Annotated in this window: 20 protein-coding genes; 12 read left to right on the top strand and 8 right to left on the bottom strand. The window is 70.6% G+C overall.

Annotation, left to right across the window (positions count from 1 at the left end):
* Positions 1–103: 103 nt before the first annotated feature.
* Together ACZ45E_RS13975 and ACZ45E_RS13970 are read left to right on the top strand one after the other, a co-directional pair.
* Positions 104–1,051, top strand: a complete 948-nt coding sequence (locus tag ACZ45E_RS13975; protein WP_468220378.1) for an ABC transporter ATP-binding protein — start codon at positions 104–106, stop codon at positions 1,049–1,051.
* Positions 1,048–2,076 carry an ABC transporter permease gene (locus ACZ45E_RS13970; protein WP_468220376.1) on the top strand — a complete coding sequence of 343 codons (1,029 nt, stop codon included), beginning with the start codon at positions 1,048–1,050 and terminating at the stop codon, positions 2,074–2,076. Before ACZ45E_RS13975 ends, ACZ45E_RS13970 begins: the two co-directional genes overlap by 4 nt.
* 182 nt (positions 2,077–2,258) lie before the next feature.
* Here the strand turns inward: ACZ45E_RS13970 and ychF are convergent, their stop codons facing one another.
* Positions 2,259–3,347, bottom strand: a complete 1,089-nt coding sequence (gene ychF, locus ACZ45E_RS13965) for a redox-regulated ATPase YchF (protein WP_468220373.1) — start codon at positions 3,345–3,347, stop codon at positions 2,259–2,261.
* A gap of 197 nt (positions 3,348–3,544) precedes the next feature.
* Here ychF and ACZ45E_RS13960 point away from each other — a divergent pair, with 197 nt between their 5' ends.
* The gene (locus tag ACZ45E_RS13960) at positions 3,545–4,159 is read left to right on the top strand and encodes a DUF6542 domain-containing protein (protein WP_468220371.1); all 615 of its coding nucleotides are present in this window, start codon (positions 3,545–3,547) and stop codon (positions 4,157–4,159) included.
* Between the two features lie 193 nt (positions 4,160–4,352).
* Here the strand turns inward: ACZ45E_RS13960 and ppgK are convergent, their stop codons facing one another.
* Positions 4,353–5,099 carry a polyphosphate--glucose phosphotransferase gene (gene ppgK / locus ACZ45E_RS13955; RefSeq protein WP_468220369.1) on the bottom strand — a complete coding sequence of 249 codons (747 nt, stop codon included), beginning with the start codon at positions 5,097–5,099 and terminating at the stop codon, positions 4,353–4,355.
* Positions 5,100–5,129: 30 nt separating this feature from the next.
* Positions 5,130–6,128, bottom strand: coding sequence for a 4-hydroxy-3-methylbut-2-enyl diphosphate reductase (locus tag ACZ45E_RS13950; protein WP_468220368.1), 999 nt, complete (start codon positions 6,126–6,128; stop codon positions 5,130–5,132).
* Between the two features lie 172 nt (positions 6,129–6,300).
* Between ACZ45E_RS13950 and ACZ45E_RS13945 the strand changes: the two genes are divergently transcribed.
* Complete coding sequence (locus tag ACZ45E_RS13945) at positions 6,301–7,665, top strand: APC family permease (RefSeq protein ID WP_468220366.1); 1,365 nt, start codon at positions 6,301–6,303, stop codon at positions 7,663–7,665.
* Between the two features lie 268 nt (positions 7,666–7,933).
* Here the strand turns inward: ACZ45E_RS13945 and ACZ45E_RS13940 are convergent, their stop codons facing one another.
* Entirely contained in the window at positions 7,934–9,361 is a 1,428-nt protein-coding gene (locus tag ACZ45E_RS13940) for a collagen-binding domain-containing protein (RefSeq protein WP_468220364.1), read from the bottom strand.
* 114 nt (positions 9,362–9,475) lie between these two features.
* Between ACZ45E_RS13940 and xseA the strand changes: the two genes are divergently transcribed.
* The 3 genes from xseA (at position 9,476) to ACZ45E_RS13925 (ending at position 11,811) form a co-directional block, all read left to right on the top strand.
* Complete coding sequence (gene xseA, locus ACZ45E_RS13935; protein ID WP_468220362.1) at positions 9,476–10,783, top strand: exodeoxyribonuclease VII large subunit; 1,308 nt, start codon at positions 9,476–9,478, stop codon at positions 10,781–10,783.
* Between the two features lie 17 nt (positions 10,784–10,800).
* Positions 10,801–11,052, top strand: coding sequence for an exodeoxyribonuclease VII small subunit (locus tag ACZ45E_RS13930; RefSeq protein ID WP_468220769.1), 252 nt, complete (start codon positions 10,801–10,803; stop codon positions 11,050–11,052).
* A gap of 168 nt (positions 11,053–11,220) precedes the next feature.
* A complete protein-coding gene (locus tag ACZ45E_RS13925) occupies positions 11,221–11,811 on the top strand; it encodes a malonic semialdehyde reductase (protein ID WP_468220361.1) in 591 nt (196 codons plus the stop codon).
* Between the two features lie 73 nt (positions 11,812–11,884).
* Here the strand turns inward: ACZ45E_RS13925 and ACZ45E_RS13920 are convergent, their stop codons facing one another.
* Positions 11,885–12,421 carry a DUF4245 domain-containing protein gene (locus tag ACZ45E_RS13920; RefSeq protein ID WP_468220359.1) on the bottom strand — a complete coding sequence of 179 codons (537 nt, stop codon included), beginning with the start codon at positions 12,419–12,421 and terminating at the stop codon, positions 11,885–11,887.
* A gap of 192 nt (positions 12,422–12,613) precedes the next feature.
* Between ACZ45E_RS13920 and glpX the strand changes: the two genes are divergently transcribed.
* Positions 12,614–13,648, top strand: coding sequence for a class II fructose-bisphosphatase (gene glpX, locus ACZ45E_RS13915; RefSeq protein WP_468220358.1), 1,035 nt, complete (start codon positions 12,614–12,616; stop codon positions 13,646–13,648).
* A gap of 83 nt (positions 13,649–13,731) precedes the next feature.
* Here the strand turns inward: glpX and ACZ45E_RS13910 are convergent, their stop codons facing one another.
* Together ACZ45E_RS13910 and ACZ45E_RS13905 are read right to left on the bottom strand one after the other, a co-directional pair.
* Positions 13,732–14,100 carry a WhiB family transcriptional regulator gene (locus tag ACZ45E_RS13910; protein ID WP_468220356.1) on the bottom strand — a complete coding sequence of 123 codons (369 nt, stop codon included), beginning with the start codon at positions 14,098–14,100 and terminating at the stop codon, positions 13,732–13,734.
* A gap of 149 nt (positions 14,101–14,249) precedes the next feature.
* Positions 14,250–14,948: a DUF1707 SHOCT-like domain-containing protein gene (locus ACZ45E_RS13905; RefSeq protein ID WP_468220354.1), complete on the bottom strand. Its 699-nt coding sequence runs from the start codon at positions 14,946–14,948 to the stop codon at positions 14,250–14,252.
* A gap of 154 nt (positions 14,949–15,102) precedes the next feature.
* Between ACZ45E_RS13905 and ACZ45E_RS13900 the strand changes: the two genes are divergently transcribed.
* From ACZ45E_RS13900 to ACZ45E_RS13885, 4 genes are all read left to right on the top strand, one after another.
* Entirely contained in the window at positions 15,103–16,770 is a 1,668-nt protein-coding gene (locus tag ACZ45E_RS13900) for a fumarate hydratase (protein WP_468220351.1), read from the top strand.
* A gap of 94 nt (positions 16,771–16,864) precedes the next feature.
* Positions 16,865–18,250, top strand: a complete 1,386-nt coding sequence (locus tag ACZ45E_RS13895) for a class II fumarate hydratase (protein WP_468220349.1) — start codon at positions 16,865–16,867, stop codon at positions 18,248–18,250.
* Positions 18,251–18,331: 81 nt separating this feature from the next.
* Positions 18,332–19,012 carry a cytidylyl-2-hydroxypropylphosphonate hydrolase gene (fomD, locus tag ACZ45E_RS13890; RefSeq protein WP_468220347.1) on the top strand — a complete coding sequence of 227 codons (681 nt, stop codon included), beginning with the start codon at positions 18,332–18,334 and terminating at the stop codon, positions 19,010–19,012.
* A 530-nt stretch (positions 19,013–19,542) separates the two neighbouring features.
* The gene (locus ACZ45E_RS13885) at positions 19,543–21,552 is read left to right on the top strand and encodes an ATP-binding SpoIIE family protein phosphatase (protein ID WP_468220344.1); all 2,010 of its coding nucleotides are present in this window, start codon (positions 19,543–19,545) and stop codon (positions 21,550–21,552) included.
* A 20-nt stretch (positions 21,553–21,572) separates the two neighbouring features.
* On the opposite strand, the gene ACZ45E_RS13880 is transcribed toward ACZ45E_RS13885, so the two are convergent.
* The gene (locus ACZ45E_RS13880) at positions 21,573–23,846 is read right to left on the bottom strand and encodes a transglycosylase domain-containing protein (RefSeq protein WP_468220342.1); all 2,274 of its coding nucleotides are present in this window, start codon (positions 23,844–23,846) and stop codon (positions 21,573–21,575) included.
* Positions 23,847–24,084 lie beyond the last annotated feature (238 nt).

Here is a 24,084-nt window from a genome sequence, read left to right as displayed (position 1 = left end):
GGCGGCACCGGCTATGGCGGCGGCACCGACGGTCGCGGCGGCACCGGCGATGGCGGCGGCACCGGCGATGGCGCCGGCTCCGGCTATGGCGCCGGCTCCGGCTATGGCGCCGGCTCCGGCGGTCGCGGCGATCGAGGCCCAGGGCCTCGGCAAGCAGTACCGGCGCGGCTGGGCGCTGCGGGACGTCTCGTTCCGGCTGCCCGCCGGGCGGGTGTGCGGACTGGTCGGCCCCAACGGTGCCGGCAAGAGCACGTTGATGGGCCTGGCCACTCATATGATCCGGCCGACGACGGGCGCGCTGCGGGTCTTCGGCGCGGCGCCGGGGTCGACCCGGGCGGTCCTGCGCACGGCGTTCCTCACCCAGGAGAAGCCGCTGTTCCGGCGCTTCACCGTGGCCGAGACGCTGCGTCTGGGCCGCGAGCTCAACCCCCGCTGGGACCAGTCCGTCGCCGAGGGGATCGTCCACGCGGGCGGGGTGCCGCTGAACGCGCGGATCGGAACGCTCTCCGGCGGCCAACGCACCCGCGTCGCCTTCGGCCTGGCTTTCGGCAAGCGCCCCGATCTGCTGATCCTGGACGAGCCGATGTCCGACCTGGACCCGCTGGTACGCCGCGAACTCATGGCCACGCTGCGTCAGGAGGCCGCCCAGCACGGCACGACGGTGCTGGTGTCCTCGCACATGCTCGCCGAGCTGGAGTACATCTGCGACTTCCTCCTCGTCATCGCGAACGGCGGTCTGCGCCTGGCGGGCGAGGTCGACGAGCTGCGCGGCGCGCACGCCCTGCTCGACGTCCCGGGCGGCGGCTCGTTCCCCGCCGTCGCCCCGCACACGGTCATCGAGTCCCGGCGCGGCGAGGGCAGGCCGGGCGTCCTGGTGCGTCTGGGCGCGCCGATCGAGTACGGCGGCCCGGCCGAACCGCCCACTCTCGAAGAGCTGCTGCTCGCCTATCTGCGGTCGCCCGACGCGGCGCCGCTGATCGCCCCCAGCGCCCGGGTCGGCGACATCCACGACATCATCACCCGCGACCGGCAGAAGGCTGTGACGGCATGACCACGCTCACGTACGACGCTCACGACCAGGCCCGCACGGCGACGCCGGAGGGACGCCCGAAGAACGCGCGTGGCACGCGCCTGAGCGGTACGACCTGGCTCGTCTGGCGCCAGCACCGCGCCGCGTTCTGGACCCTGATCGCTCTGACCGCCGTGGCCGTGGCCGCCATGATCTTTCTGCGCGGTCAGCTGACGGACTACCTGAACTCGTCCCAGAAGTCCGGTGGCGGGCCCGCCGACCTGGAGGAGTACACCGGCCGTCTGTCCAGCTTCGGCGGCTACCTGGGTTACGTCCCTCTCCTGACGGGTGTTCTGCTCGGAGCGCCGCTCATCGCGGGCGACCTGGAGTCCGGCACGGCGAAGCTGGTGACCTCGCAGTCCGTCAGCCGGCTGCGGTGGCTCACCATGAAGCTCGCCATGCCCGCCGTGCTGATCACGCTCTCCACCGCCGTGCTCGCCGTCGTCTTCGACTGGTGGTGGAGCCCGCTCAAGGGGGGTGTCGACACGCTGGAATGGACGAGCGGCACGTTCTTCGACGTCACGTGGGTCATGCCAGTCGCCTACGCGCTGCTCACGTTCGCCGTGGGCGCGGCGGTCGGCATGCTGCTGCGCCGCACGCTGGTGTCGATGGTGGTCACGCTCGGGGTCGTGGTGGCGATCGGGGTCGTCTGGGACCGGTTCCGGATGAGCCTGGGACACATCCTGTCGGTCAGCACCGACCAGGGCATCGGCCCGGGCGCCCCGCGTCCTGAACTGCCCGCCGGGGCGGTCCAGCAGGGCCAGGGCACCTACTTCCTGACCGACTCGGGCGCCCGCCTCGACTGGACCGCGTGCCTCGACAGCACGGACACCGACCGGGCCCGCACGGCCTGCCTGGAGGCCAAGCACGTCGTCGGCTGGTCGATCGACTACCTGCCGATCTCCCAGATGCACACGATGCAGTGGCTGGGCGCGGGCATCATGCTCGCCCTCACGGCGGCGGTGACCACGTTCATCACCCTCTGGGGCCGCAAGCGCCTCCTGTGATCCGCCCCGAAGAAGATCACTCATCCGGGCAAGATGCCGCTGATCGGCCGCCGGAACCTGCCCCCGCAGGGTCTCCCCATCCATCTCCCAGCACGGGAAAAACGAAGGGCCCGACTCCGAAGAGTCGAGCCCTCTCTGAACTGTGTGTTCGCCAGACCAGCGAAGTAGCGTCACGAGATCCGCTACACGTTGAAGCGGAACTCCACCACATCGCCGTCCTGCATCACATACTCCTTGCCCTCCATGCGCGCCTTGCCCTTTGCGCGGGCCTCGGCGACCGAGCCGACCTCGACCAGGTCCTCGAAGGAGATGATCTCCGCCTTGATGAAGCCCTTCTGGAAGTCCGTGTGGATGACTCCGGCCGCCTCGGGGGCCGTGGCGCCCTTCTTGATGGTCCATGCGCGGGATTCCTTGGGGCCGGCCGTCAGGTAGGTCTGCAGGCCGAGCGTGTTGAAGCCGACGCGGGCCAGCGTGGTGAGGCCGGGCTCCTCGGCGCCGACCGATTCGAGGAGCTCCATGGCGTCCTCCTCGTCGAGTTCGGCGAGGTCCTGCTCCAGCTTGGCGTTGAGGAAGATCGCCTCGGCCGGGGCGACCAAGGCGCGCTGTTCCTGCTTGAAGGTCTCGTCCGTCAGCTCGTCCTCGTCCACGTTGAAGACGTAGAGGAACGGCTTGGTGGTGAGGAGGTGCAGGTCGTGCAGGAGCTCCGCGCGCTCCGAGCCCTGGAGGATGCCCTGCGAGAAGAGGGTGTCGCCCTTCTCCAGGATGGCCTGGGCCTCCTCGATCGCCTTCAACTTCGGGCCGACGTCCTTCTTGATGCGCGATTCCTTCTGGAGGCGCGGGAGGACCTTCTCGATCGTCTGGAGGTCGGCGAGGATCAGCTCGGTGTTGATCGTCTCGATGTCGTCCTTGGGCGAGACCTTGCCGTCGACGTGCACGACGTTCTCGTCCTTGAAGGCGCGGATGACCTGGCAGATCGCGTCGGACTCACGGATGTTCGCCAGGAACTTGTTGCCCAGGCCCTCGCCCTCGGAGGCGCCGCGCACGATGCCCGCGATGTCCACGAAGTCGACCGTGGCCGGGAGGACCTTCTGGGAGCTGAAGATCTCGGCCAGCTTGGCGAGGCGAGTGTCGGGGACACCGACCACGCCGACGTTCGGCTCGATCGTGGCGAACGGGTAGTTGGCCGCGAGCACGTCGTTCTTGGTCAGGGCGTTGAACAGGGTCGACTTGCCGACATTCGGCAGACCGACGATTCCGATCGTGAGCGACACGTTGCGACTTCCCGTACGTGGTGGGCGCTGATGGCCATGGACTGATGGGGGTGGGCAGTCCACCAGTCTACGGCCTGGCCGCACCCCGCCCGGCGGCGTATCGAACACCCGACCAGCGCCGCTCCCCGAAAGTCAAGGTCAGCCAAAGCGCGTGTCCTTTGGCCTATTCCGCACATAAGCCCACCTATGTTGGGCGGGTGGAGCAACCGAGGACGCGTCCCCCGCAGCCCCGCCCCCGCCGCACGGCCCCGCTGCCGCCGCAGGCGCAGGGCGGTCGTGACGAGCGTGCCGCCGAGACCGCCGAGTCCGCCACCGTCTACCGTGCCGCCCGCCAGGGCCGCCGGATGCCGCCCATCGTGCTGGCGCTGCGCCGTTTTCCGAACCCGCGGTTGACGGGGCTCGGCAGCGCGCTGTTCTGCGTGGCCGCGATGCTGGTGCTCGGCTTCCTGGACCGGCTGCTGTTCGACGGTTCAGCAGGCGTGTACGGCGTGCTGTTCCTGCTGGTCAGCGGGCTTACGGCCAAGTGGGTGCGGAAGGCCGACCTGGTGACGGCGCCGGTCGCCGTGCCAATCTCGTTCGCGATCGGGGCCCTGTCGATCGCCGACGGGGCGGGCGGGCTCGGCGCGCGGCTCATGGGGGTCTTCACCACGCTCGCCATGAACGCGGGCTGGCTGTACGCCGGCACACTCCTCGCCTGCGTCCTCGTGGGCGTACGCAAGATCAGGATGATGGCCCGCCGGGCGGCACAGCGGCGGGCCGGTCAGCCCGCGTCACCGTCCGCGGCGCCGGGGCCCCGACGCCGTACCGCCTGAGCCTCCGACCGCCACCGACACCTCTGACCGTTTCTGGGACGTACCCCGCGACCGCGACCCGCGGGATACGTCCCACGGGCCGCGTACCGAGCGCGCGTATGCGAGTCACGGGTCACAGGCCACGGGCCACGTACACGCTGCGTACGTACGGCTACGCGGCGCTCAGTAAGCAGTACGCAGTACGTACTGAGCGCTACGCGCGCGATGCCGCCATCGCCGCGCCCACGATCCCCGCGTTGTTCTGCAGCTGCGCCGGGACGATCTCCGCCTTGATGCCCTCGATCAGCGGCAGGAACTTCTGCGCCTTACGGCTGACGCCGCCGCCGATGACGAACAGCTCGGGCGAGAACAGCATCTCGACGTGGGCCAGGTACTTCTGGACGCGGTGCGCCCAGTGCTCCCAACTCAGGTCGTGGTCCTCCTTGACCTTCGTGGAGGCCCTGCGCTCGGCGTCGTGGCCGTCGAGCTCGAGGTGGCCGAGCTCGGTGTTGGGGACGAGGACGCCGTCGCTGAACAGGGCGCTGCCGATGCCGGTGCCGAAGGTGAGCAGCAGCACGGTGCCCTTGCGGCCGCGGCCCGCGCCGAAGTTCATCTCGGCGACGCCCGCCGCGTCCGCGTCGTTGAGGACGGTGACGGGCAGGCCGCCGAGTGCCTCACTGAGCAGGGCGCGGGCGTCGACGTCGACCCAGCCCTTGTCGACGTTGGCGGCCGTACGGATCGTCGAGCCGCCGGTCACGACGCCGGGGAAGGTGATACCGACCCGGTCCGGGCGGACGTCGAAGTTGTCGACGACCTCTTTGACGCCCTCGGCCACCGCCTCGGGCGTGGCCGGGTGCGGGGTCAGCACCTTGAACCGCTCCTGGGCGAGATCGCCACGCTCCAGATCGACCGGAGCGCCCTTGATCCCGGATCCGCCGATGTCCACACCGAAGATCTTCATGGGCTCCACGGTACGACGCCGGAGCCGCCGTCACTTCCCGGAACGGGAACCCTGCATCAGAGCGGCCGCTTCCGCGCGCAGGTCGCGGCGGAGCTCCTTGGGCAACGAGAAGGTGATGGACTCCTCCGCCGCCTTGACGATCTCCACGTCCGCGTAGCCGCGCTGGGAGAGCCACTCCAGGACTTCCTCGACGAGGACGTCGGGGACGGAGGCGCCCGAGGTGACGCCGACGGTCGTGACGCCCTCCAGCCACGCCTCGTCGATCTCGGAGGCGTAGTCCACGAGGCGCGCGTCCTTCGCGCCGGCCAGCTTGGCGACCTCGACGAGGCGCACGGAGTTCGAGGAGTTGCGCGAGCCGACGACGATGACGAGCTCGGAGTCGGCGCCCATCTGCTTCACGGCGAGCTGGCGGTTCTGCGTGGCGTAGCAGATGTCGTCGCTGGGCGGCGAGATCAGGCCGGGGAACTTGGTCTTGAGGGCGTCGACCGTCTCCATCGTCTCGTCGACGGAGAGTGTGGTCTGGGAGAGCCAGACGACCTTGGACGGGTCGCGGACCTCGACCTTGGCGACGTCCTCGGGGCCGTCGACCAGCGTGATGTGGTCGGGGGCCTCGCCGGAGGTGCCGATGACCTCCTCGTGACCCTCGTGGCCGATCAGGAGGATGTCGAAGTCGTCGTCGGCGTAGCGGATCGCTTCCTTGTGGACCTTGGTGACCAGGGGGCAGGTCGCGTCGATGGTGGCGAGCTTGCCGCGCTCGGCCTCCGCGTGGACGGTCGGTGCGACGCCGTGCGCGGAGAACATGACGATGGCCCCCTCGGGGACCTCCGCGGTCTGCTCCACGAAGATGGCGCCCTTCCGCTCCAGGGTCTGCACGACGTACTTGTTGTGCACGATCTCGTGGCGGACGTAGATCGGGGCGCCGTACTGCTCCAGGGCTTTCTCGACGGCGATCACGGCACGGTCCACACCGGCGCAGTAGCCACGGGGGGCGGCGAGCAGGACACGGCGGGAGCCAGTCGTAGCAGTCATGCCCCCATCGTAAGGCTGCCCCCTGCGGGTCGAGGATTCCCCGCACGGGTGGCGCTCGACAGGCCGGGAACAGCGGACTTACAGAGACTGGAGCTCTGTGCACGGCCCGATGGCCCCACGGCTCACGGCCCACGGCCCACGGCCCACGGCCCCACTGTCCTACGGAGGTGTGATGTCGACCGAGACCACGGCGACCCATGAAGAGGCGGCACTGCGGCGCACTCTCAGTTTCCGGGACCTCGTGGTCTACGGGCTGCTCTTCATCGCCCCCATGGCGCCGGTCGGCGTCTTCGGCACTCTGGACGCGAAGTCGCACGGCGCCGTCGCGCTGGTCTACATCGTGGCGACGGTCGCGATGGCGTTCACCGCGTTCAGCTACGCGCAGATGGTGCGGGTCGCTCCGCGGGCGGGGTCGGTGTACGCCTACGCGCGCGTGGGGCTGGGGAAGGGGCCGGGGTTCATCGCGGGCTGGATGGCGATGCTGGACTATCTGCTGATCCCCGCGGTGGCGTACCTGTTCTCCGGGATCGCGATGAACGCGCTGGTCCCCTCGGTGTCGCGGTGGGTGTGGACGGCGCTGGCGGTGCTGATCACGACGCTGCTGAACCTGTGGGGCGTACGGGCCGCGGCCCGGGTCGGTTTCGCGGTCCTGGCGCTGGAGATCGTGGTGCTGCTGGTCTTCATGGTCTCGGCGATCGTGGTGCTGTCCCGCGACGGCGCGCAGCGGGACTGGTTGTCGCCGCTGAGCGGGGACGGGACGCAGGGGGCCTTCGCCCTGTCGGCGGTGGTCGGCGCGGTGTCCGTCGCCGTTCTCTCCTATTTGGGCTTCGACGCGATCGCCACGTTCGCCGAGGAGGTGACGGGCGGCTCGGCGAAGGTGGCGCGGGCGGTGCTGTTCTGTCTGGCGCTCACCGGTGTGCTGTTCGTGGCCCAGACGTACCTGGTGGCGCTCCTGGAACCGACGACCTCGGCGCAGCTGGCCGCCGATCCGGGCAAGCAGGGGTCCGCGTTCTACGACGCAGTCGACACGTCGGTCGGCGGGTGGCTGCACGATCTGGTGGCGGTCAGCAAGGCGATCGGCGCGGCGTTCGCGGCGCTGGCCGGGCAGGCCGCGGCGGGCCGGCTGGTCTTCGCGATGGCGCGCGACCGGCGGCTGCCGAAGGCCCTGTCCCGGACGAACTCGGGCGTGCCGCGTGCGGCGCTGCTCGTCGCGGCGGTGATCACGCTGGTCGCGGCGGTGTGGGCGGCCCGCAGGGACGACGGCATGGACCATCTGGTCTCGGTCGTCGACATCGGCGCCCTGACGGCGTTCACGCTGCTGCACGCCAGCGTGGTGGGTTATTTCGCGGTACGTCGTCGGGGCGGGCCCGTGAGCTGGTGGCGGCACCTCCTGGTCCCGGTGCTCGGCGCGGCGATCACGGTCGCGGTGATCGTGGAGGCGTCGGGGGCGGCCCAGGTGGTCGGCGCGGTCTGGCTGGTCGTGGGGCTCGTGGTGCTGGTGGTGCAGCGGGGGCGGGCGGCGGATACGGCGGCGTAGAGCCGGTCGCCGCCGGCCGCGCACCAGGGCCGCCCGCGCGTCCGGCCCGCCCGGGTATGCCCCGCCCGTGCGTCCTCCCCGCGCCGCGCCACACCCGGGCCCATGCAGGCCCCGCCATGCGCGCACCCGGACCCCGCGCACCCGGGCCCCGCACACCCCGCCCCGCACACACCCCGCCCCGCGCGCCGCACGCCCCCGGACCCCGCCCCCAAGGCCCACCGCCCCCGCACCCAACACCCAACCCCCAGCCCAGTCACGGCCTACCGGCTCAGCGGTGCCGTCCGTTCCTGCGCAGTCGGCCGAGAGCGACGGTTCCGGCGCCGGTGATCACCAGGGCGGCCGCGGCGGCGCCGAGGAGCAGGGAGGTGTGCCGGTCGGAGCCGGTGTCGGCGAGCTCGGGGCCGGTCGGGGAGGGGGTGGCCGGGGTCTGGGCCGGCGACGTGGGGGCGGGGTGTGTCGGTGAGGTCGTCCCGTCGGTCGGTCCCGGCGTGGGCGTCGCCGGCGTCGGGGTCCGGTCGGACGGTTCCGGCCTGGGCGTCACCGCGGTCGGCGTCGGGGTCGGGGTCGGCGTCGGATCGTCGTCGCACCGGACGTTCCCGTCGAACGGGCGATAGTGGATCTCCCCGGCGTTCGCCCTCCCGCCCCCGACCGCGGCGGTCGCCCCCTGCACCAGCGACTTCACGATGACGTCGCCCTCGATGTTCGATGGGTCCAGGTCGATGAACTCCGCGCTCGGCGCGTAGACCGTGCCCTCGATCTGGTCGCCGTCCGGGTTGGTGATGCGGGACGCGTCGGGGAAGTCCCACAGGATGTGCGTCTGGGAGCCCCCCACCCCGGCCATGGTCGGCGCGTGCCAGGTGTAGTCCCCGCCCTCGGCGCCGGTGTCCACCACGATCACCAGGGGCGCGGCGGCCGTCGGCCGGTCGAGCAGCGTCAGGGTCGAGATGTTGTCCAGCATCTCGCCGGTGAGGCGCAGCACGTTGGTGCGGCCGCTGTCGAGGCGGAGTTTGATCTGGGAGTTCGGCGCGATGGTCGCCTGGTCGGGGAGCGGGTCGCCGTTGCCGTCGAGCAGGGTGACGTTGTTCACGCAGGTCGCCATCTGCTGTGCGCGGTCCCGGTAGGTGGTGAACAGGCCGGGGAAGTCCATCAGGTGCGCGGCGCTGACCTTGGCCGCGGCCTCGTGCGTACTCAGTTCGATCCGGGGCGTGGCGTCGTACGGGTCGCCGGCCGCGTCGACGTGCGTGTTGACCGTGGCGCCGTTGCCGTCGGTGTCGAGGGCGTGGCCGCCGCTCATGTCGCCGATCTTCGCGTACCCGTTCTGCAGGACCCGCAGGACGCCGGCCGGGTCGCTCTCGTCGTAGCGGACCTGCCCGCCGACGAGCAGCGCCGTGGGCCGCGAGTCGCCGGGGGCGGTGAAGGAGCCGGCGGTGTTCAGGGCGACGTTGTAACCGGCGCCGAAGCGCAGGTCGCCGCCGACCGCGACGGGGCCCTCGGATTCGGTGCTGCCGAGATAGGCGTCCTCCTCGGTGACGACGCCGAAGCCGTTGTTGCCCGCGACGGGGTTGCCGACGGCCACGGCGGCGCGCGGGGCGGCGGGCGCGGAGCTCACCGGGGCCGCGGCCAGCAGCAGCCCGCCCGTGCACACGACGCAGCCCGCCGCCGCGACAGGGACCGCCGTCTTGAATACGTTTGTCATACCGGTTGACGCTAGGGAGGTGCGGTCCGGGAGCCCGGAAGGTCACGCCGGAGCGCGTGCAGGACTACCCATGTGCCCCACCTGGCTGTCAGTGCCGGCGACTACCCTCGCGGCATGGCTGCCAACACGTCTCCGGATGCCCCGCTCCCCGTGGGCGAGGTCTCCCGTCTCATCGGCGGATGGATCGACCGGCTGGGCGCCGTGTGGGTCGAGGGCCAGATCACCCAGCTGTCCCGCAGGCCGGGCGCCGGTGTCGTCTTCCTGACGCTGCGCGACCCGTCGTACGACATCTCGGTCTCGGTCACCTGCTACCGGCAGGTGTTCGAGGCGGTGGCGGACGTGGTGCGCGAGGGCTCCCGGGTCGTCGTGCACGCGAAGCCGGAGTGGTACGCGCCGCGCGGGCAGCTCTCCCTGCGCGCCGCCGAGATCCGCCCGGTCGGCGTCGGGGAGCTGCTCGCGCGCCTGGAGCAGCTGAAGAAGTCGCTCGCCCAGGAGGGGCTTTTCGCGGCCGACCGCAAGAAGGCACTGCCGTTCCTGCCGCAGCTGATCGGCCTTGTCTGCGGTCGCGCGTCGGCCGCCGAGCGCGACGTGCTGGAGAACGCGCGGCACCGCTGGCCCGCCGTCCGCTTCGAGGTGCGCAATGTGCCGGTGCAGGGTGTGCACGCCGTGCCGCAGGTCGTCCAGGCGGTGAAGGAGCTGGACGCCCTGGACGGCGTGGACGTGATCATCGTCGCGCGGGGCGGTGGCAGCGTGGAGGATCTGCTGCCCTTCTCCGACGAGCAGTTGGTGCGGGCGGTCGCCTCCTGCCGGACGCCCGTCGTCTCCGCGATCGGCCACGAGCCGGACAGTCCGCTGCTCGACCTGGTCGCCGACCTGCGGGCCTCGACGCCGACCGACGCGGCGAAGAAGGTCGTGCCGGACGTCGGCGAGGAGTACGAGCGGGTGCGCTGGTTGCGCGACCGGGCCCGGCGCAGCGTCGAGGCGTTCCTCGACCGCGAGGAGCGGGGTCTCGCCGCGGCGCTCTCCAGGCCCTCGATAGAGGACCCGCACCGGATGGTCGACGAACGTGAGCAGCAGGTCGCGGCGCTGGCCGAGCGGGCCCGCCGCACGCTCGGGCATCTTCTGGACCGCGCCGAGTCGGATCTGACGCACACGCACGCGCGCGTGGTCGCGCTCTCTCCCGCGGCCACGCTCAAGCGGGGCTATGCGGTGCTGCAGAAGGCGGACGGCCATGTGGTGCGGGCCGCGGACGACGTGGCACCCGCCGAGCGACTGCGGGCCCGGGTCGCCGAAGGCGAGTTCCACGTACAGGTCACGGAGGACGTACAGGCCACGGAAGACGCCCCGGCCACAGAAGACGGACAGGCCCCAGAAGACGCGCCCGCCACGGAAAGCGTGCGCGTCGCGGAAGACGAAGCGTGAGGACGGACGAGACCACGATGACGACGACGAAGACGGCCGAAGAGACCCTCGGCTACGAGCAGGCGCGCGACGAACTGATCGATGTCGTACGGCGGCTGGAGACCGGCGGCACGTCCCTGGAGGAGTCCCTCGCCCTGTGGGAGCGCGGCGAGGAGCTGGCGAAGGTGTGCCGCCGCTGGCTGGACGGCGCGCGGGCCCGCCTCGACGCGGCGCTGGCCGAGGAGGACGGCGGTGAGGCCGCCGACGAGGAGGCTCCCGGAGACGAGTGAGGAGGGGGCGAAGGAGGGGGTGAAGGAGGGGGGAGGGGAGGGAGTGAAGAGGGTCACGGAACGGGTTGGTTGAAAGTTGAACCTAATCCGCGTACTGTCGTGTGCATCGGCTGATCCGGAACGGATCGGATCACCCCAGCCGTCACGCCGTACCGAGAAGGTTGATCGATGTCTCTCGTTCTTGACCCCGCCGCCCAGGACCTGCTCTTCCGCGAGGCCCGCACCGCGAACACCTTCACCGACGAGCCGGTGACCGACGAGCAGGTTCAGGCGATCTACGACCTGGTCAAGTACGGTCCGACCGCCTTCAACCAGTCGCCGCTGCGCATCACCCTGGTCCGCTCCCCCGAGGCCCGCGAGCGCCTCGTGGAGCTCATGGCCGAAGGCAACCGGCCGAAGACCGCCGCCGCCCCGCTGGTCGCGATCCTCTCCGCGGACAACGAGTTCCACGAGGAGCTCCCGGCGCTCTTCCCGCACTTCCCGGCCGCGAAGGACGCCTTCTTCTCGGAGCGCCCGGTCCGTGAGCAGGCCGCCGCGCTGAACGCGTCGCTGCAGGCCGCCTACTTCATCGTCGGCGTGCGCGCCGCCGGCCTGGCCGCCGGCCCGATGACCGGCTTCGACTTCGGCGGCGTCCAGAAGGAGTTCCTGGACGACGACCACACCCCGCTGATGATCGTCAACATCGGCAAGCCGGGCGACGACGCCTGGTTCCCGCGCTCCCCGCGCCTGGAGCTCGACCAGGTCATCACGACCGTCTGAGCCCCGCACACCCCTGCGTGAAAGGGCCCCGGCTGCTGCCGGGGCCCTTTCACGTACGCGCGCACCCGCGCGCTCAGGACGCCTTGTCCTGCTTCATCTCCAGGGCCTCGGCCATCTTCGTCAGCTGCCCGAAGCCGGCCGTGCCGGTCACGAGGGTCGTGGAGTTCTTCCGCTTCAGCACCAGGGCGTCGTACTTCGCGCCCTTGTAGCGCTGCCAGCTCTCGCCGCCGATGGTCTGCTTGCCGCTGGTCTCCTCGGCGCCCTGGCTCGCGTCGTCGATGAACCGCACCGGCTTGTCCGTCGACTGCTCCACAGCGACGTACTGACCGTCGGGGTCGAGGAAACCGAGGTGCCAGGCCTCGTTCGGATCGCCCTGGTAGCGCACGGAGGTCGGCTTCCAGGTCTTCGGGAGGCCGGTCGGGGCCGCCACCGGGTACGAGGCCGCGCGCCGGGCCGTCAGCAGCTCGATCCGGTAGTCCACGCGCTTGACCGGTGTCTGCTTGGAGTCGTCGTGCGGAATGAACACGTACGCGACGCCCGCCGCGACGACGCAGACGCCGAGCGAGAGGACCAGGCTGCCGACCGTCTTCTTGCCATTTCTTCCTGCCACGCGCCCCATCGTCGCAGGTCGCCGATTGATCTCTGCCGGGAGGTCCCGTACCGCGCGACCGGCGCGGGCGGGCCCGCTCATCCGTGGGGCGCTCTGCTCAGATTGTCGGACTGGCGATAGAGTCGGGGCCGTCAACCCTCATCCGGCCGTCGTCGTATCCCGGTGAAACCCGGAACAGAAAGGTGCGTCTCGATGACCGAGCATCACCAGCTTCCGTCCGAACTCGAGGTCCCCTCCGAGGCCCCTGACCGCAACCTCGCCCTCGAGCTCGTCCGGGTCACCGAGGCCGCGGCCATGGCCGCCGGCCGCTGGGTCGGCCGCGGTGACAAGAACGGCGCGGACGGTGCGGCCGTGCGCGCCATGCGCACCCTCGTCTCCACCGTGTCGATGGACGGCATCGTCGTCATCGGCGAGGGCGAGAAGGACGAGGCGCCGATGCTGTTCAACGGCGAGCAGGTCGGGGACGGGACGGGCGCCGAGTGCGACATCGCCGTCGACCCGATCGACGGTACGACGCTGTGCGCCAAGGGCATGCCGAACGCGATCGCGGTGCTCGCCGCCGCCGACCGCGGCACCATGTTCGACCCGTCGGCCGTCTTCTACATGGACAAGCTGGTGGCCGGGCCCGAGGCCGCCGACTACGTGGACATCAACGCGCCGGTGTCGGTGAACATCCGCCGGATCGCCAAGGCGAAGAAGGCCGCCCCCGAGGACGTCACCGTCGTCATCCTCGACCGGCCGCGCCACGAGGGCATCATCAAGGAGGTCCGCGAGGCCGGCGCCCGGATCAAACTGATCTCCGACGGTGACGTCGCCGGCTCGGTCCTCGCGGTGCGCGAGGACTCCGGCGTCGATCTGCTGCTGGGCATCGGCGGCACCCCCGAGGGCATCATCTCGGCCTGCGCGATCAAGTGCCTCGGCGGTGTCATCCAGGGCAAGCTGTGGCCCAAGGACGCGGCGGAGCGGCAGCGGGCGCTGGACGCCGGGCACGATCTGGACCGCGTCCTGTCCACCGACGACCTGGTCTCCGGCGAGAACGTGTTCTTCGTGGCCACCGGCATCACCGACGGCGAGCTGCTGCGCGGCGTGCGCTACAGCTCCGAGACGGCGACGACCTCGTCCCTGGTGATGCGGTCCAAGTCGGGCACGATCCGGCAGATCGACTCGCAGCACCGGCTGAGCAAGCTCCGGGCGTACAGCGCGGTCGACTTCGACCGGGCCAAGTAACACCACGCCCTGCGGGGCGAGCGGCTACGCGTGCGGGGGCGCCCCTGAGGGAAGGGGCGCCCCCGGCGACGTACGTGGGTGACCTAGCCGGCCGCCGCCACCGCGCGGGACGGCTTCTGCAGCTCGACCTCGCGCCGGCGCCTGCGCGCCAGGACCACCCGGCGCTCGGCGGCGGTGAGGCCGCCCCACACTCCGTACGGCTCCGGCTGGAGCAGGGCGTGCTCGCGGCACTCGACCATCACGGGGCAGCGGGCACAGACCCGCTTGGCCGCCTCCTCGCGCGACAGCCGCGCGGCGGTGGGTTCCTTGGATGGGGCGAAGAAGAGTCCCGCCTCGTCGCGCCTGCACACGGCCTCCGTGTGCCACGGTGCGTCCTGGTCCCTGTCCCCCACGGGCACCCGCTGGGGCGGTACGGCGGCGACCTGCAGGGACTGATGCGGCGGATGCAGCACGGTCTACTCCTGACGACGGCTTACGACGGCTTTCGCGAGCGAGAGACGATGCAGCAAGCTCTACCCGCTGTGTCGACGCCTATGCACTGAGTTCCGAAGCGCGGAAGTTCCCTGGCGCATACGGGAGTTCACCGTCGTGCGGCCTCCGCTCAGTCCAGGTGCTTGCGCAGCTGCTTATCGACATACCTGCCGACGTACTTGTGGAGATCCTTGACGAGCTTGCCTCGCTTGGGCCGCGCCTCGATGTTGCCGAGGACCGCGACACCGTCGACGTGGACGACGGGCGCCTGCGGGTCCGCGGCCTCCAGGGTGTCCACCTCGAAGTTGCCGAGGACGCCGCCGCCGCTGCCGCGCAGCGAGACGTTCTCGGGGACGCGGATCTCGACGCTGCCGAAGACGGAGACCGCCCGGATGTAGACCTCTGGGTGCTCGAAGATCGCCTCGCTGAGGTCGATCTCGATGTTGCCGAAGACGGCGTACGCGTGCGTGCGGCGACCGACGCGCCAGCGGCCCCTGCGGGTGGTGGCGCTGAACACCGCCACCAGGTTCTCGCTGGGGACCGAAGGGACGGGGCCGGCGGCCGGGCGGCCGGGCGAGGCGCCCGCGGCAGCCGTCGGGCGGGGCGTCTGCGCGCCGGGCAAGTCCCTCACCAGCGGCTCCAGTTCACCCAGCGTCTTGGCGCGGTACACGTCGTCGATCCGCTCGGCGTGCTCCTCCGCGTCGAGGCGGCCCTCGGCGAGCGCCTCGCGCAGGATGTCCGCGATGCGGTCGCGGTCGGCGTCGGAGGCGCGCAGGTCGGCCGGGTCCGCCACGGGGGTGCTCTGCTGGGGGCGCTTCTGAAGGTCCACGACAGCAGCGTACCCAAACGCGATAGATCGCGACTAGAGGTCGGTGGCGGGAACTGAGCCTTACCTCACAGACCCGGCCGTCCCACCAGGTTCTACGCTGGTCGGCGCTGCCGATGAATGCCAGCCGCTGTCTGTCGAGTGAGGAATGGGCGAGATGCCTGAGTTCGCGTACACCGATCTGCTCCCCCAGGGCGAGGACACCACCCCGTATCGCCTGGTGACCTCCGAGGGTGTCTCCACCGCGGAGGGGCCGGACGGCCGTACGTTCCTGAAGGTCGAGCCCGAGGCGCTGCGCGCGCTCGCCGCGGAGGCCATCCACGACATCCAGCACTACCTGCGCCCGGCCCACCTCGCCCAGCTGCGCCGCATCGTGGACGACCCCGAGGCGTCGAACAACGACAAGTTCGTCGCGCTCGACCTGCTGAAGAACGCGAACATCGCGGCGGCCGGCGTGCTGCCGATGTGCCAGGACACCGGCACCGCGATCGTCATGGGCAAGCGCGGACAGAACGTCCTCACCGAAGGTGAGGACGAGAAGGCGCTCTCCAAGGGCATCTACGACGCGTACAAGAACCTGAACCTGCGGTACTCGCAGATGGCCCCGCTGACCATGTGGGACGAGAAGAACACCGGCTCGAACCTGCCCGCGCAGATCGAGCTGTACGCGACCGACGGCGGCGCCTACAAGTTCCTCTTCATGGCGAAGGGCGGCGGCTCGGCCAACAAGTCGTTCCTGTACCAGGAGACGAAGGCCGTCCTGAACGAGTCCTCCATGATGAAGTTCCTGGAGCAGAAGATCCGCTCCCTCGGCACGGCCGCCTGCCCGCCGTACCACCTCGCGATCGTCGTGGGCGGCACCAGCGCCGAGTACGCCCTGAAGACCGCGAAGTACGCCTCCGCGCACTACTACGACGAGATTCCGTCCGAGGGCTCCGAGCTGGGCCACGGCTTCCGCGACAAGGAGCTGGAGGAGAAGGTCTTCGAGCTGACCCAGAAGATCGGGATCGGCGCGCAGTTCGGCGGCAAGTACTTCTGTCACGACGTGCGCGTGGTGCGGCTGCCGCGCCACGGCGCGTCCTGCCCGGTGGCCATCGCCGTCTCCTGTTCGGCGGACCGCCAGGCCGTCGCGAAGATCACCGCCGAGGGCGTCTTCCTTGAGCAGCTGGAGACGGACCCGGCGCGGTTCCTGCCGGAGACGACGGACGAGTCCCTCGACGAGAGCGACGTCGTCGAGGTCGACCTGAACCAGCCGATGGACGCGATCCTCGCCGAGCTCTCCAAGTACCCGGTGAAGACCCGCCTCTCGCTGACCGGCCCGCTGGTCGTGGCCCGCGACATCGCGCACGCCAAGATCAAGGAGCGGCTCGACGCGGGCGAGGAGATGCCGCAGTACCTGAAGGACCACCCGGTGTACTACGCGGGCCCGGCCAAGACGCCCGAGGGTTACGCGTCGGGCTCCTTCGGGCCGACGACCGCCGGGCGCATGGACTCCTACGTGGAGCAGTTCCAGGCCGCGGGCGGCTCCAAGGTGATGCTCGCCAAGGGCAACCGCTCGCAGCAGGTCACCGACGCCTGTAACGCGCACGGCGGTTTCTACCTCGGCTCGATCGGCGGTCCGGCCGCGCGCCTCGCGCAGGACTGCATCAAGAAGGTCGAGGTCGTCGAGTACGAGGAGCTCGGCATGGAGGCCGTCTGGAAGATCGAGGTCGAGGACTTCCCGGCGTTCATCGTCGTCGACGACAAGGGCAACGACTTCTTCCAGGACCCGGCGCCCGAGCCGACCTTCACGCACATCCCGGTGCGCGGCCCCGGCCTGGCGTAACCGCGTCCGCGGTACCCGCCGGACGGGCTGAACCAGACGGCCCGTCCGGCGTTGCGCCGGGAACACTACGGCTCCTGCCCGTGCTGTACGGGGTATGAGCGACTACCGGATCGAACACGACTCCATGGGCGAGGTGCGGGTCCCCGCGGACGCGAAGTGGCGGGCCCAGACGCAGCGCGCCGTGGAGAACTTCCCCATCTCCGGGCAGCGTCTGGAGCGCGCCCACATCGAGGCGCTGGCCCGTATCAAGGCGGCGGCCGCCCAGGTCAACGCGGAGCTGGGGGTACTCGACAAGGACATCGCGCGGGCTGTCGCGGAGGCGGCGGCGGAGGTCGCCGACGGCCGCTGGGACGACCAGTTCCCTGTGGACGTTTTTCAGACAGGATCCGGCACCTCCTCCAACATGAACACCAACGAGGTGCTTGCCACGCTCGCCACCGAGCGTCTGGGCCGTGACGTCCACCCGAACGACCACGTCAACGCCTCGCAGTCGTCGAACGACGTCTTCCCGTCGTCGATCCACATCGCGGCCACCGCCGCCGTCTCCCACGATCTGATCCCGGCCCTCGAACACCTCGCGGCGTCCCTGGAGCGCAAGTCGGCCGAGTTCGCCGATGTGGTGAAGTCCGGGCGTACGCACCTGATGGACGCGACGCCGGTGACGCTCGGGCAGGAGTTCGGTGGCTACGCGGCGCAGGTCCGCTACGGCGTCGAGCGGCTCACGGCCTCGCTGCCCCGGCTGGCCGAACTTCCCCTGGGCGGTACGGCGGTGGGCACCGGGATCAACACTCCGCCGGGGTTCTCGGCCGCCGTGATCGCGGAGGTCGCGCGGGCCACGGGGCTGCCGCTGACCGAGGCCCGCGATCACTTCGAGGCGCAGGGCGCGCGCGACGGGATCGTGGAGACGAGCGGGCAGCTGCGGACCATCGCGGTCGGCCTGACGAAGATCGCCAACGATCTGCGTTGGGCGGCGTCGGGCCCGCGCACCGGGCTCGCCGAGATCAACCTGCCCGATCTGCAGCCCGGCTCGTCGATCATGCCGGGCAAGGTCAACCCGGTCATTCCCGAGGCGACGTTGATGGTGGCGGCGCAGGTCATCGGCAATGACGCGACCGTGGCCACGGCGGGCGCGGCCGGCAACTTCGAGCTGAACGTGATGCTGCCGGTGATCGCCAAGAACGTACTGGAGTCGATCCGGCTGCTCAGCAACGTCTCCCGGCTGCTCGCCGACCGCACCGTCGACGGCATCACCGCCAACCGTGAGCGGGCCCGCGAGTACGCCGAGTCCTCGCCGTCGGTCGTCACGCCGCTCAACAAGTACATCGGCTACGAGGAGGCCGCCAAGGTCGCCAAGAGGTCGCTGGCCGAGCGGCGGACGATCCGCGAGGTCGTGCTGGACGGCGGGTACGTGGAGCGCGGTGACCTGACGGAGGAGCAGCTCGACGAGGCACTGGACGTCCTGCGGATGACCCGTCCGTGAGCCCCGGCCGACTGATCGCCGGATGACGTGTTCGTGACCCGCGCCGCAGCGTCGTATGCCCCGGACACCTAATATCTGCGCATGACAGACGACGACCGGACCGACGGCGAGGGTGGCGGGCGATGGGAGCCCGGGGAGCCGATCCTGTGGCGCTACCGCGCCAACGGGGGTGAGGGTTTCCACATCTGCCGCCCCGTCACGGTCGTCCAGGACACGGAGGAACTGCTCGCCGTGTGGATGGCGCCGGGCACCGAGTGCGTGAAGCCGGTGATCGCGGACGGCACCCCGGTGCACCGCGAGCCGCTCGCCACCCGTTACACCAAGCCGCGCGCCCTGCGGCGCGACCGCTGGGCGGGCGCGGGCGTGCTCAAGCTGGCGCGGCCGGACGAGCCCTGGTCGGTGTGGCTGTTCCGGGAACCGGACTGGACCTTTCGCAACTGGTACGTGAACCTGGAGGAGCCGCGCGTACGGTGGTCGGGGGGCGTCGACTCCGAGGACCACTTCCTGGACCTGTCGGTGTACCAGGACGGCAGCTGGCGCTGGCACGACGAGGACGAGTTCGCGCAGGCCCAGGCCGTGGGCCTGATGAGTGCCGAACGCGCCGCCGGGGTGCGGGCGGCGGGGCGCAGGGTGGTGGAGGTCATCAAGGGCTGGGGGCACCCGTTCTCGGACGGCTGGGAGCAGTGGCGGCCCGACCCCGCGTGGCCGGTGCCCGCGCTGCCCGGGGACTGGGACCGTACGCCCGCGCGCGTGTCCTCATGAGACCCTTGATGCGCCCCCGTGGGGGAAACGTAGGATCGTCCTCCGCAAGAGCACGCAGCGCCGCGAAGACGAGCACAAAAACCTGCTTCAACAGCAACTCTTCGCGCAACCAATAGGTCTGACACGATGTCAACCAGGTCATCGAGGGGCGGCGGGACCGTGAACGTGGGTGGAGCGGGCAGGGCGGCTGCGGCGACCTGGTGGCCGGTTGCCGTTGTCCTGGGCGAAAGCAGGCCCGGACGACGCGGGAATTCCGTTCCCTGGACACACAATCCGGGTATCGAATTTTCTGCGGGACGAACCGCGCCAGGCCCTGCGCGACGCGGACTTCGAGAACTGCCAGCCCTTCATGAACTGCGAGAACCGCGACAACTGCGAGAACTGCGAGAACTGCGAGAACACCGGGGAGGAGACGTAGGCGTACGCTCCCGCGAGCGCCGACGCCCCGACCGAGCACCTGCTGTTCCTCAACTGCCGGCGCACTGGCCAGTGACACGGCGCGCAGCCCCGGACGGACGGATTCGACACGCGTGACGGAGTACCCGACCTCCCACGAAGGCCGCCACCACACCGCGGCGGCCCGCCCCGCCGATCCTCGCGGGGCCCTCAGGCGTGCCCCGCAGGCCTCCGCGGCCCCGGTCGGCGACGGCTTGCCGCAACAGCCGCGCCGTTCCCCCGCCGCCGCGGACGCGGAGCACTCGCAGCCGCAGTCGCCCTCGCCCGAGCCGGTGCGTCCCTCGGGGCCGCCGGACGGCGGGGAGCGGCGTTCCGGACAGCCGCGTCCGACCGGACAGCCGACGGCGATGCGCCGCGACGGTGACCGGCTGCGCTTCGTCGGGGCGGCGACCCGGCGGATCGCGCGCGGGATCGACCTCGACGAGATCGTGATGGGTCTGTGCCGGGCGACGGTGCCGACGTTCTCCGACGCGATACTCGTCTATCTGCGTGAGCCGCTGCCGGTCGGCGACGAGCGCCCGACCGGCCCGATGGTGCTGCGACTGCGCCGCACCGACCGGATCCCCGACGCCGTCGACGACACGGAGTCGGGCGGCGTCCCGGCGGCGACCGTCATCGTCCCGCCGATCGAACTGGCGCCGGACAGCGCGGAGTTGTGCGAGGTGCGGGCCGGCGGTGCGCTCGCCGAGGTGCTGCGCGGGGTCCGTCCCGTCTTCGCGGACTCACCGGCCGCGCTCGCCGCACTGCCCGAACTGCTGGGCGGCGACCGGGCGGTGCCGATGGGCCGTCGCGCGATCCTGGCGCCGCTGCGCGGGCGACGCCGGGTGATCGGCGCGGCGGTCTTCCTGCGCCATCCGAACCGGGCCGCGTTCGACGCCGACGATCTGCTGGTGGCCGGGCAGCTGGCCACGCACAGCGCGCTGGGCATCGACAAGGCGGTGCTGTACGGGCGCGAGGCGTACATCGCCGACGAGTTGCAGCGCACGATGCTCCCCGAGACACTGCCGCACCCGACCGGGGTACGGCTCGCCTCGCGCTATCTGCCGGCGGCGGAGACGGCGCGGGTCGGTGGCGACTGGTACGACGCGATCCCGTTGCCGGGAAGCCGGGTCGCGCTGGTCGTCGGGGACGTCATGGGGCACTCCATGACCTCGGCCGCGATCATGGGCCAGCTGCGCACGACCGCGCAGACGCTGGCCGGGCTCGACCTGCCGCCGCAGGAGGTGCTGCACCACCTCGACGAGCAGGCGCAGCGGCTCGGCACGGACCGCATGGCGACGTGCCTGTACGCCGTCTACGACCCGGTCGCGCACCGCATCACCATCGCCAACGCCGGGCATCCGCCGCCCGTGCTGCTGCATCTGGGCGGCCGCGCCGAGGTGCTGCGCGTCCCGCCGGGGGCGCCGATCGGTGTGGGCGGCGTCGACTTCGAGGCGGTCGAGCTGGACGCCCCGGCCGGTGCCACGCTGCTCCTGTACACCGACGGGCTGGTCGAGTCGCGGCTGCGGGACGTGTGGACCGGTATAGAGCAGCTGCGCGAGCGGCTCGCCGCGACCGCGCAGCTGACCGGCCCGGACCATTCGCCGCCGCTGGAGGCGCTCTGCGACGACGTCCTCGACATGCTCGGTCCCGGCGACCGGGACGACGACATCGCGCTGCTCGCCGCCCGCTTCGACGGGATCGCGCCGAGCGACGTGGCGTACTGGTTCCTGGAGCCGGAGGACGCGGCGCCCGGCCGGGCCCGCCGTCTCGCCCGCAGCGCCCTGGCCCGCTGGGGACTCGAGGAGATGACGGACTCCGTGGAGCTGCTGGTGAGCGAGGTCGTCACCAACGCGGTGCGGTACGCCTCGCGGCCGGTGACGTTGCGTCTGCTCCGTACGGATGTGCTGCGCTGCGAGGTCGGCGACGACGTACCGCAGCTGCCGCGGCAGCGTCAGGCCCGGGCCACCGACGAGGGCGGGCGCGGCCTGTTCCTGGTGAACCGGCTGGCCAGGCGGTGGGGGGCGACGCGCCTGAGCACCGGGAAGGTGGTCTGGTTCGAGCTGGCGCGGCCGGCGGGCGACTCCGTCCCGATCGGGGACTGAGCGCCCGCCCTCGGGCTGCGCTAGTCGTCGCCTCTGCCGTCGTCGGCGTTGCCGTCCGCCGGGTTCTCCGGGATGCCCCAGGTCGGCGAGGCCGGGGTGGTCGGCGTCGTCGGGGTGTTCGACGGTTCGTCCGACGGCGGCGTGGTCGTCGGGGTGTCGGACGGCGTCGTCGGGGACGACGGGGGCGGCGTCGAGGACGGCTTGTGGCTCGGCGTGGACGGGGTCGTGGGCGGCTGCGTCGGGGTGGGCGGCGCCGTCCTCGTGGGTGCGACGCCCGCGCCCATGTCGGTGTCGAGGTCGAACTTGGCCGAGGTGCTGGAGGAGTTGAAGGTGTACTGGGCCCAGATCTGCGCCGGGAAGCCGCCACCGTTCACGCGGCCGCCGTCGGCGGCGCCCGACAGCGAGACCTGGCCGCCCTTGCCGACCTTCGTCGTCGTGTCGTCGCACTCCAGCGTGGTCGCCTTGGCCGCTTCACCGAACAGCCCCACCGAGGTGACCAGGTCCGGCGTGTAGCCGGTGAACCAGGCCGACCGGTTGCAGTCGGAGGTACCCGTCTTGCCCGCGACCTTCTGACCGTCGCGCGCCGGGTTGTTGCGCACCGACTCGCGCGCCGTGCCGTCGTCGACCACGCCGGTCAGCACCGAGGTGACGGAGTCGGCGGCGCCGCGGCTGATCACCTGCTTGCCGATCGCCTTCCCCAGTTCGACGGGCTGGCCCTGCTTGGCGACCGCCTTCACGATCTGCGGGGTGACCTGCTTGCCGTGGTTGTCGAGGGTGGCGTAGACGCCGGCCATCTCCAGCGGGCTCGCGCCCATGGTGCCGAGGGTCTGTGCCGCGTACGGCTTGAGGTCCCCGTCCGCCATGCCGAGCTGCTTGGCGGTCTCCATGACCTGTTCCATGCCGACGTCGGCGCCCATCTGCGCGAAGACGGAGTTGATGGACTTGTTCATCGCGGTCTGCACGGAGACCGGGCCGTAGCTCCGCTCGTCCTCGTTCGGCGGCGCGAAACCGACCTTCTTGCCGTCGGCGACGACCGGGCGCTTGTTCGTCCCGTCGTAGATGGTGCTCGCCTTGATCGACTGGCCGGTCTGCGTCTTGGCGTTGCTCTCCAGGGCGGCCGCGAGAATGATCGGCTTGAAGGTGGAGGCGGGCTGGTAGTCGGCGCGCGACGCGTTGTTGACCCAGTGCTTGTCGATGCCCGTGCCGCCGTACATGGCCAGGATCTTGCCGGTCTTCGGGTCGACCGAGACGGCTCCGGCCTGCACATCGGCGTCGGTCTTGCTGCCCTTGGGGTCCAGCTTGTCCGTCAGCTGCTGCCTGACCGACTTCTCCAGCTGCTTCTGCTTCTTGCGGTCGATGTTGAGGGTGACCGTGTAGCCGCCCGCGTCGAACTGCTCGTCGGTGAGGTCGAGCTGCTTCTTCACCTCCTCCTTCGCCGCCTGGTAGAGGTAGCCCTCCTGGCCCTGGAGCCCGGCCGCGGCCTTCGGCTCCTTCGGCACGGGGAACTCCATGCCCCGGCGCTCGCTCGCGCCGAGCCAGTGCATGTCGACCATGTTGTCCAGGACGTAGTTCCAGCGCTGCTTGGCCAGTGCCTTGCCGGTGTCGGAGGCTATCGCCCAGTCGTACTGGTTCGGGGCCTGGAGGAGCGCCGCGAGGTAGGCGCCCTGCTCGACGGAGAGCTTCGAGGCGTCGACGTTGTAGTACGCCTGCGCCGCGGCCTGGATGCCCCACGAGCTGCGGCCGTAGAAGCTGGTGTTGATGTAGCCCGCGAGGATGTCGTCCTTGGACTTCTTGCGGTCGACCTTGAGCGAGATGACCAGTTCCTTCAGCTTGCGCGTGACGGTCTGGTCCTGCGTGAGGTAGTAGTTCTTCACGTACTGCTGGGTGATGGTCGAGCCACCCTGCTTGCCCTTGCCGGTGACCGTGTTGAGGACACCGCGCGTGGTGCCCTTCAGGTCGATGCCCTTGTCCTTGTAGAACGTCTTGTTCTCGGCGGCGACGAAGGACTCCTGGACCCCCTTGGGGACCTCGGAAAGGTCGACGATCTCGCGGTTGACCTGGCCGGTGCGGGCCATGGTGGAGCCGTCGCTGTACTTGTAGACGTTGCTCTGCAGCTTGGCGTCGGGGTTGCCCTCGGGCACATCGATCACCATGTAGAGCACGACGAACGCGCCCATGACCAGTAGAACGACCCCGAAGAACGCCCCCAGGAGCTTCTTCCAGGTGAAGAAGCGGCGTATGCCTGACGGCCGCGCCGCGCGCTTGCGCGCTTTTCTCGCATCCGCTCGGCCCATGACCTCAGTTGCTCCGCTTCTCGTTCGTGACCAGGACTCGTTTCCGTGCACTTCCGTGCCGAATCAGCTCATGAAACTAACACCGCGAGTTAAGGCAAAACCCTGCCGATCCGGTCATTTCCGGACGTGACAATCAGCACCTACCCCATGGGAACCGACGATCCAGGGGTGCGTATGGTTGCCACACCGCTTAAAGTGATATCACTTTGCTAGGCAGGGTTCGTGCCATACCGGCCAC

The organism is Streptomyces sp. NPDC030991, assembly GCF_055571235.1.
This window is presented reverse-complemented; position numbering and strand designations above follow the sequence as displayed.

Bases quoted from the DNA above. Each gene is read 5' to 3' on its own strand.
- ACZ45E_RS13975 (WP_468220378.1), top strand. From the start codon at position 104: ATGGCGCCGGCTCCGGCGGTCGCGGCGATCGAGGCCCAGGGCCTCGGC.
- ACZ45E_RS13970 (WP_468220376.1), top strand. From the start codon at position 1,048: ATGACCACGCTCACGTACGACGCTCACGACCAGGCCCGCACGGCGACG.
- ppgK (WP_468220369.1), bottom strand. From the start codon at position 5,099: ATGAAGATCTTCGGTGTGGACATCGGCGGATCCGGGATCAAGGGCGCT.
- ACZ45E_RS13950 (WP_468220368.1), bottom strand. From the start codon at position 6,128: ATGACTGCTACGACTGGCTCCCGCCGTGTCCTGCTCGCCGCCCCCCGT.
- ACZ45E_RS13945 (WP_468220366.1), top strand. From the start codon at position 6,301: ATGTCGACCGAGACCACGGCGACCCATGAAGAGGCGGCACTGCGGCGC.
- ACZ45E_RS13940 (WP_468220364.1), bottom strand. From the start codon at position 9,361: ATGACAAACGTATTCAAGACGGCGGTCCCTGTCGCGGCGGCGGGCTGC.
- xseA (WP_468220362.1), top strand. From the start codon at position 9,476: ATGGCTGCCAACACGTCTCCGGATGCCCCGCTCCCCGTGGGCGAGGTC.
- ACZ45E_RS13930 (WP_468220769.1), top strand. From the start codon at position 10,801: ATGACGACGACGAAGACGGCCGAAGAGACCCTCGGCTACGAGCAGGCG.
- ACZ45E_RS13925 (WP_468220361.1), top strand. From the start codon at position 11,221: ATGTCTCTCGTTCTTGACCCCGCCGCCCAGGACCTGCTCTTCCGCGAG.
- glpX (WP_468220358.1), top strand. From the start codon at position 12,614: ATGACCGAGCATCACCAGCTTCCGTCCGAACTCGAGGTCCCCTCCGAG.
- ACZ45E_RS13900 (WP_468220351.1), top strand. From the start codon at position 15,103: ATGCCTGAGTTCGCGTACACCGATCTGCTCCCCCAGGGCGAGGACACC.
- ACZ45E_RS13895 (WP_468220349.1), top strand. From the start codon at position 16,865: ATGAGCGACTACCGGATCGAACACGACTCCATGGGCGAGGTGCGGGTC.
- fomD (WP_468220347.1), top strand. From the start codon at position 18,332: ATGACAGACGACGACCGGACCGACGGCGAGGGTGGCGGGCGATGGGAG.
- ACZ45E_RS13880 (WP_468220342.1), bottom strand. From the start codon at position 23,846: ATGGGCCGAGCGGATGCGAGAAAAGCGCGCAAGCGCGCGGCGCGGCCG.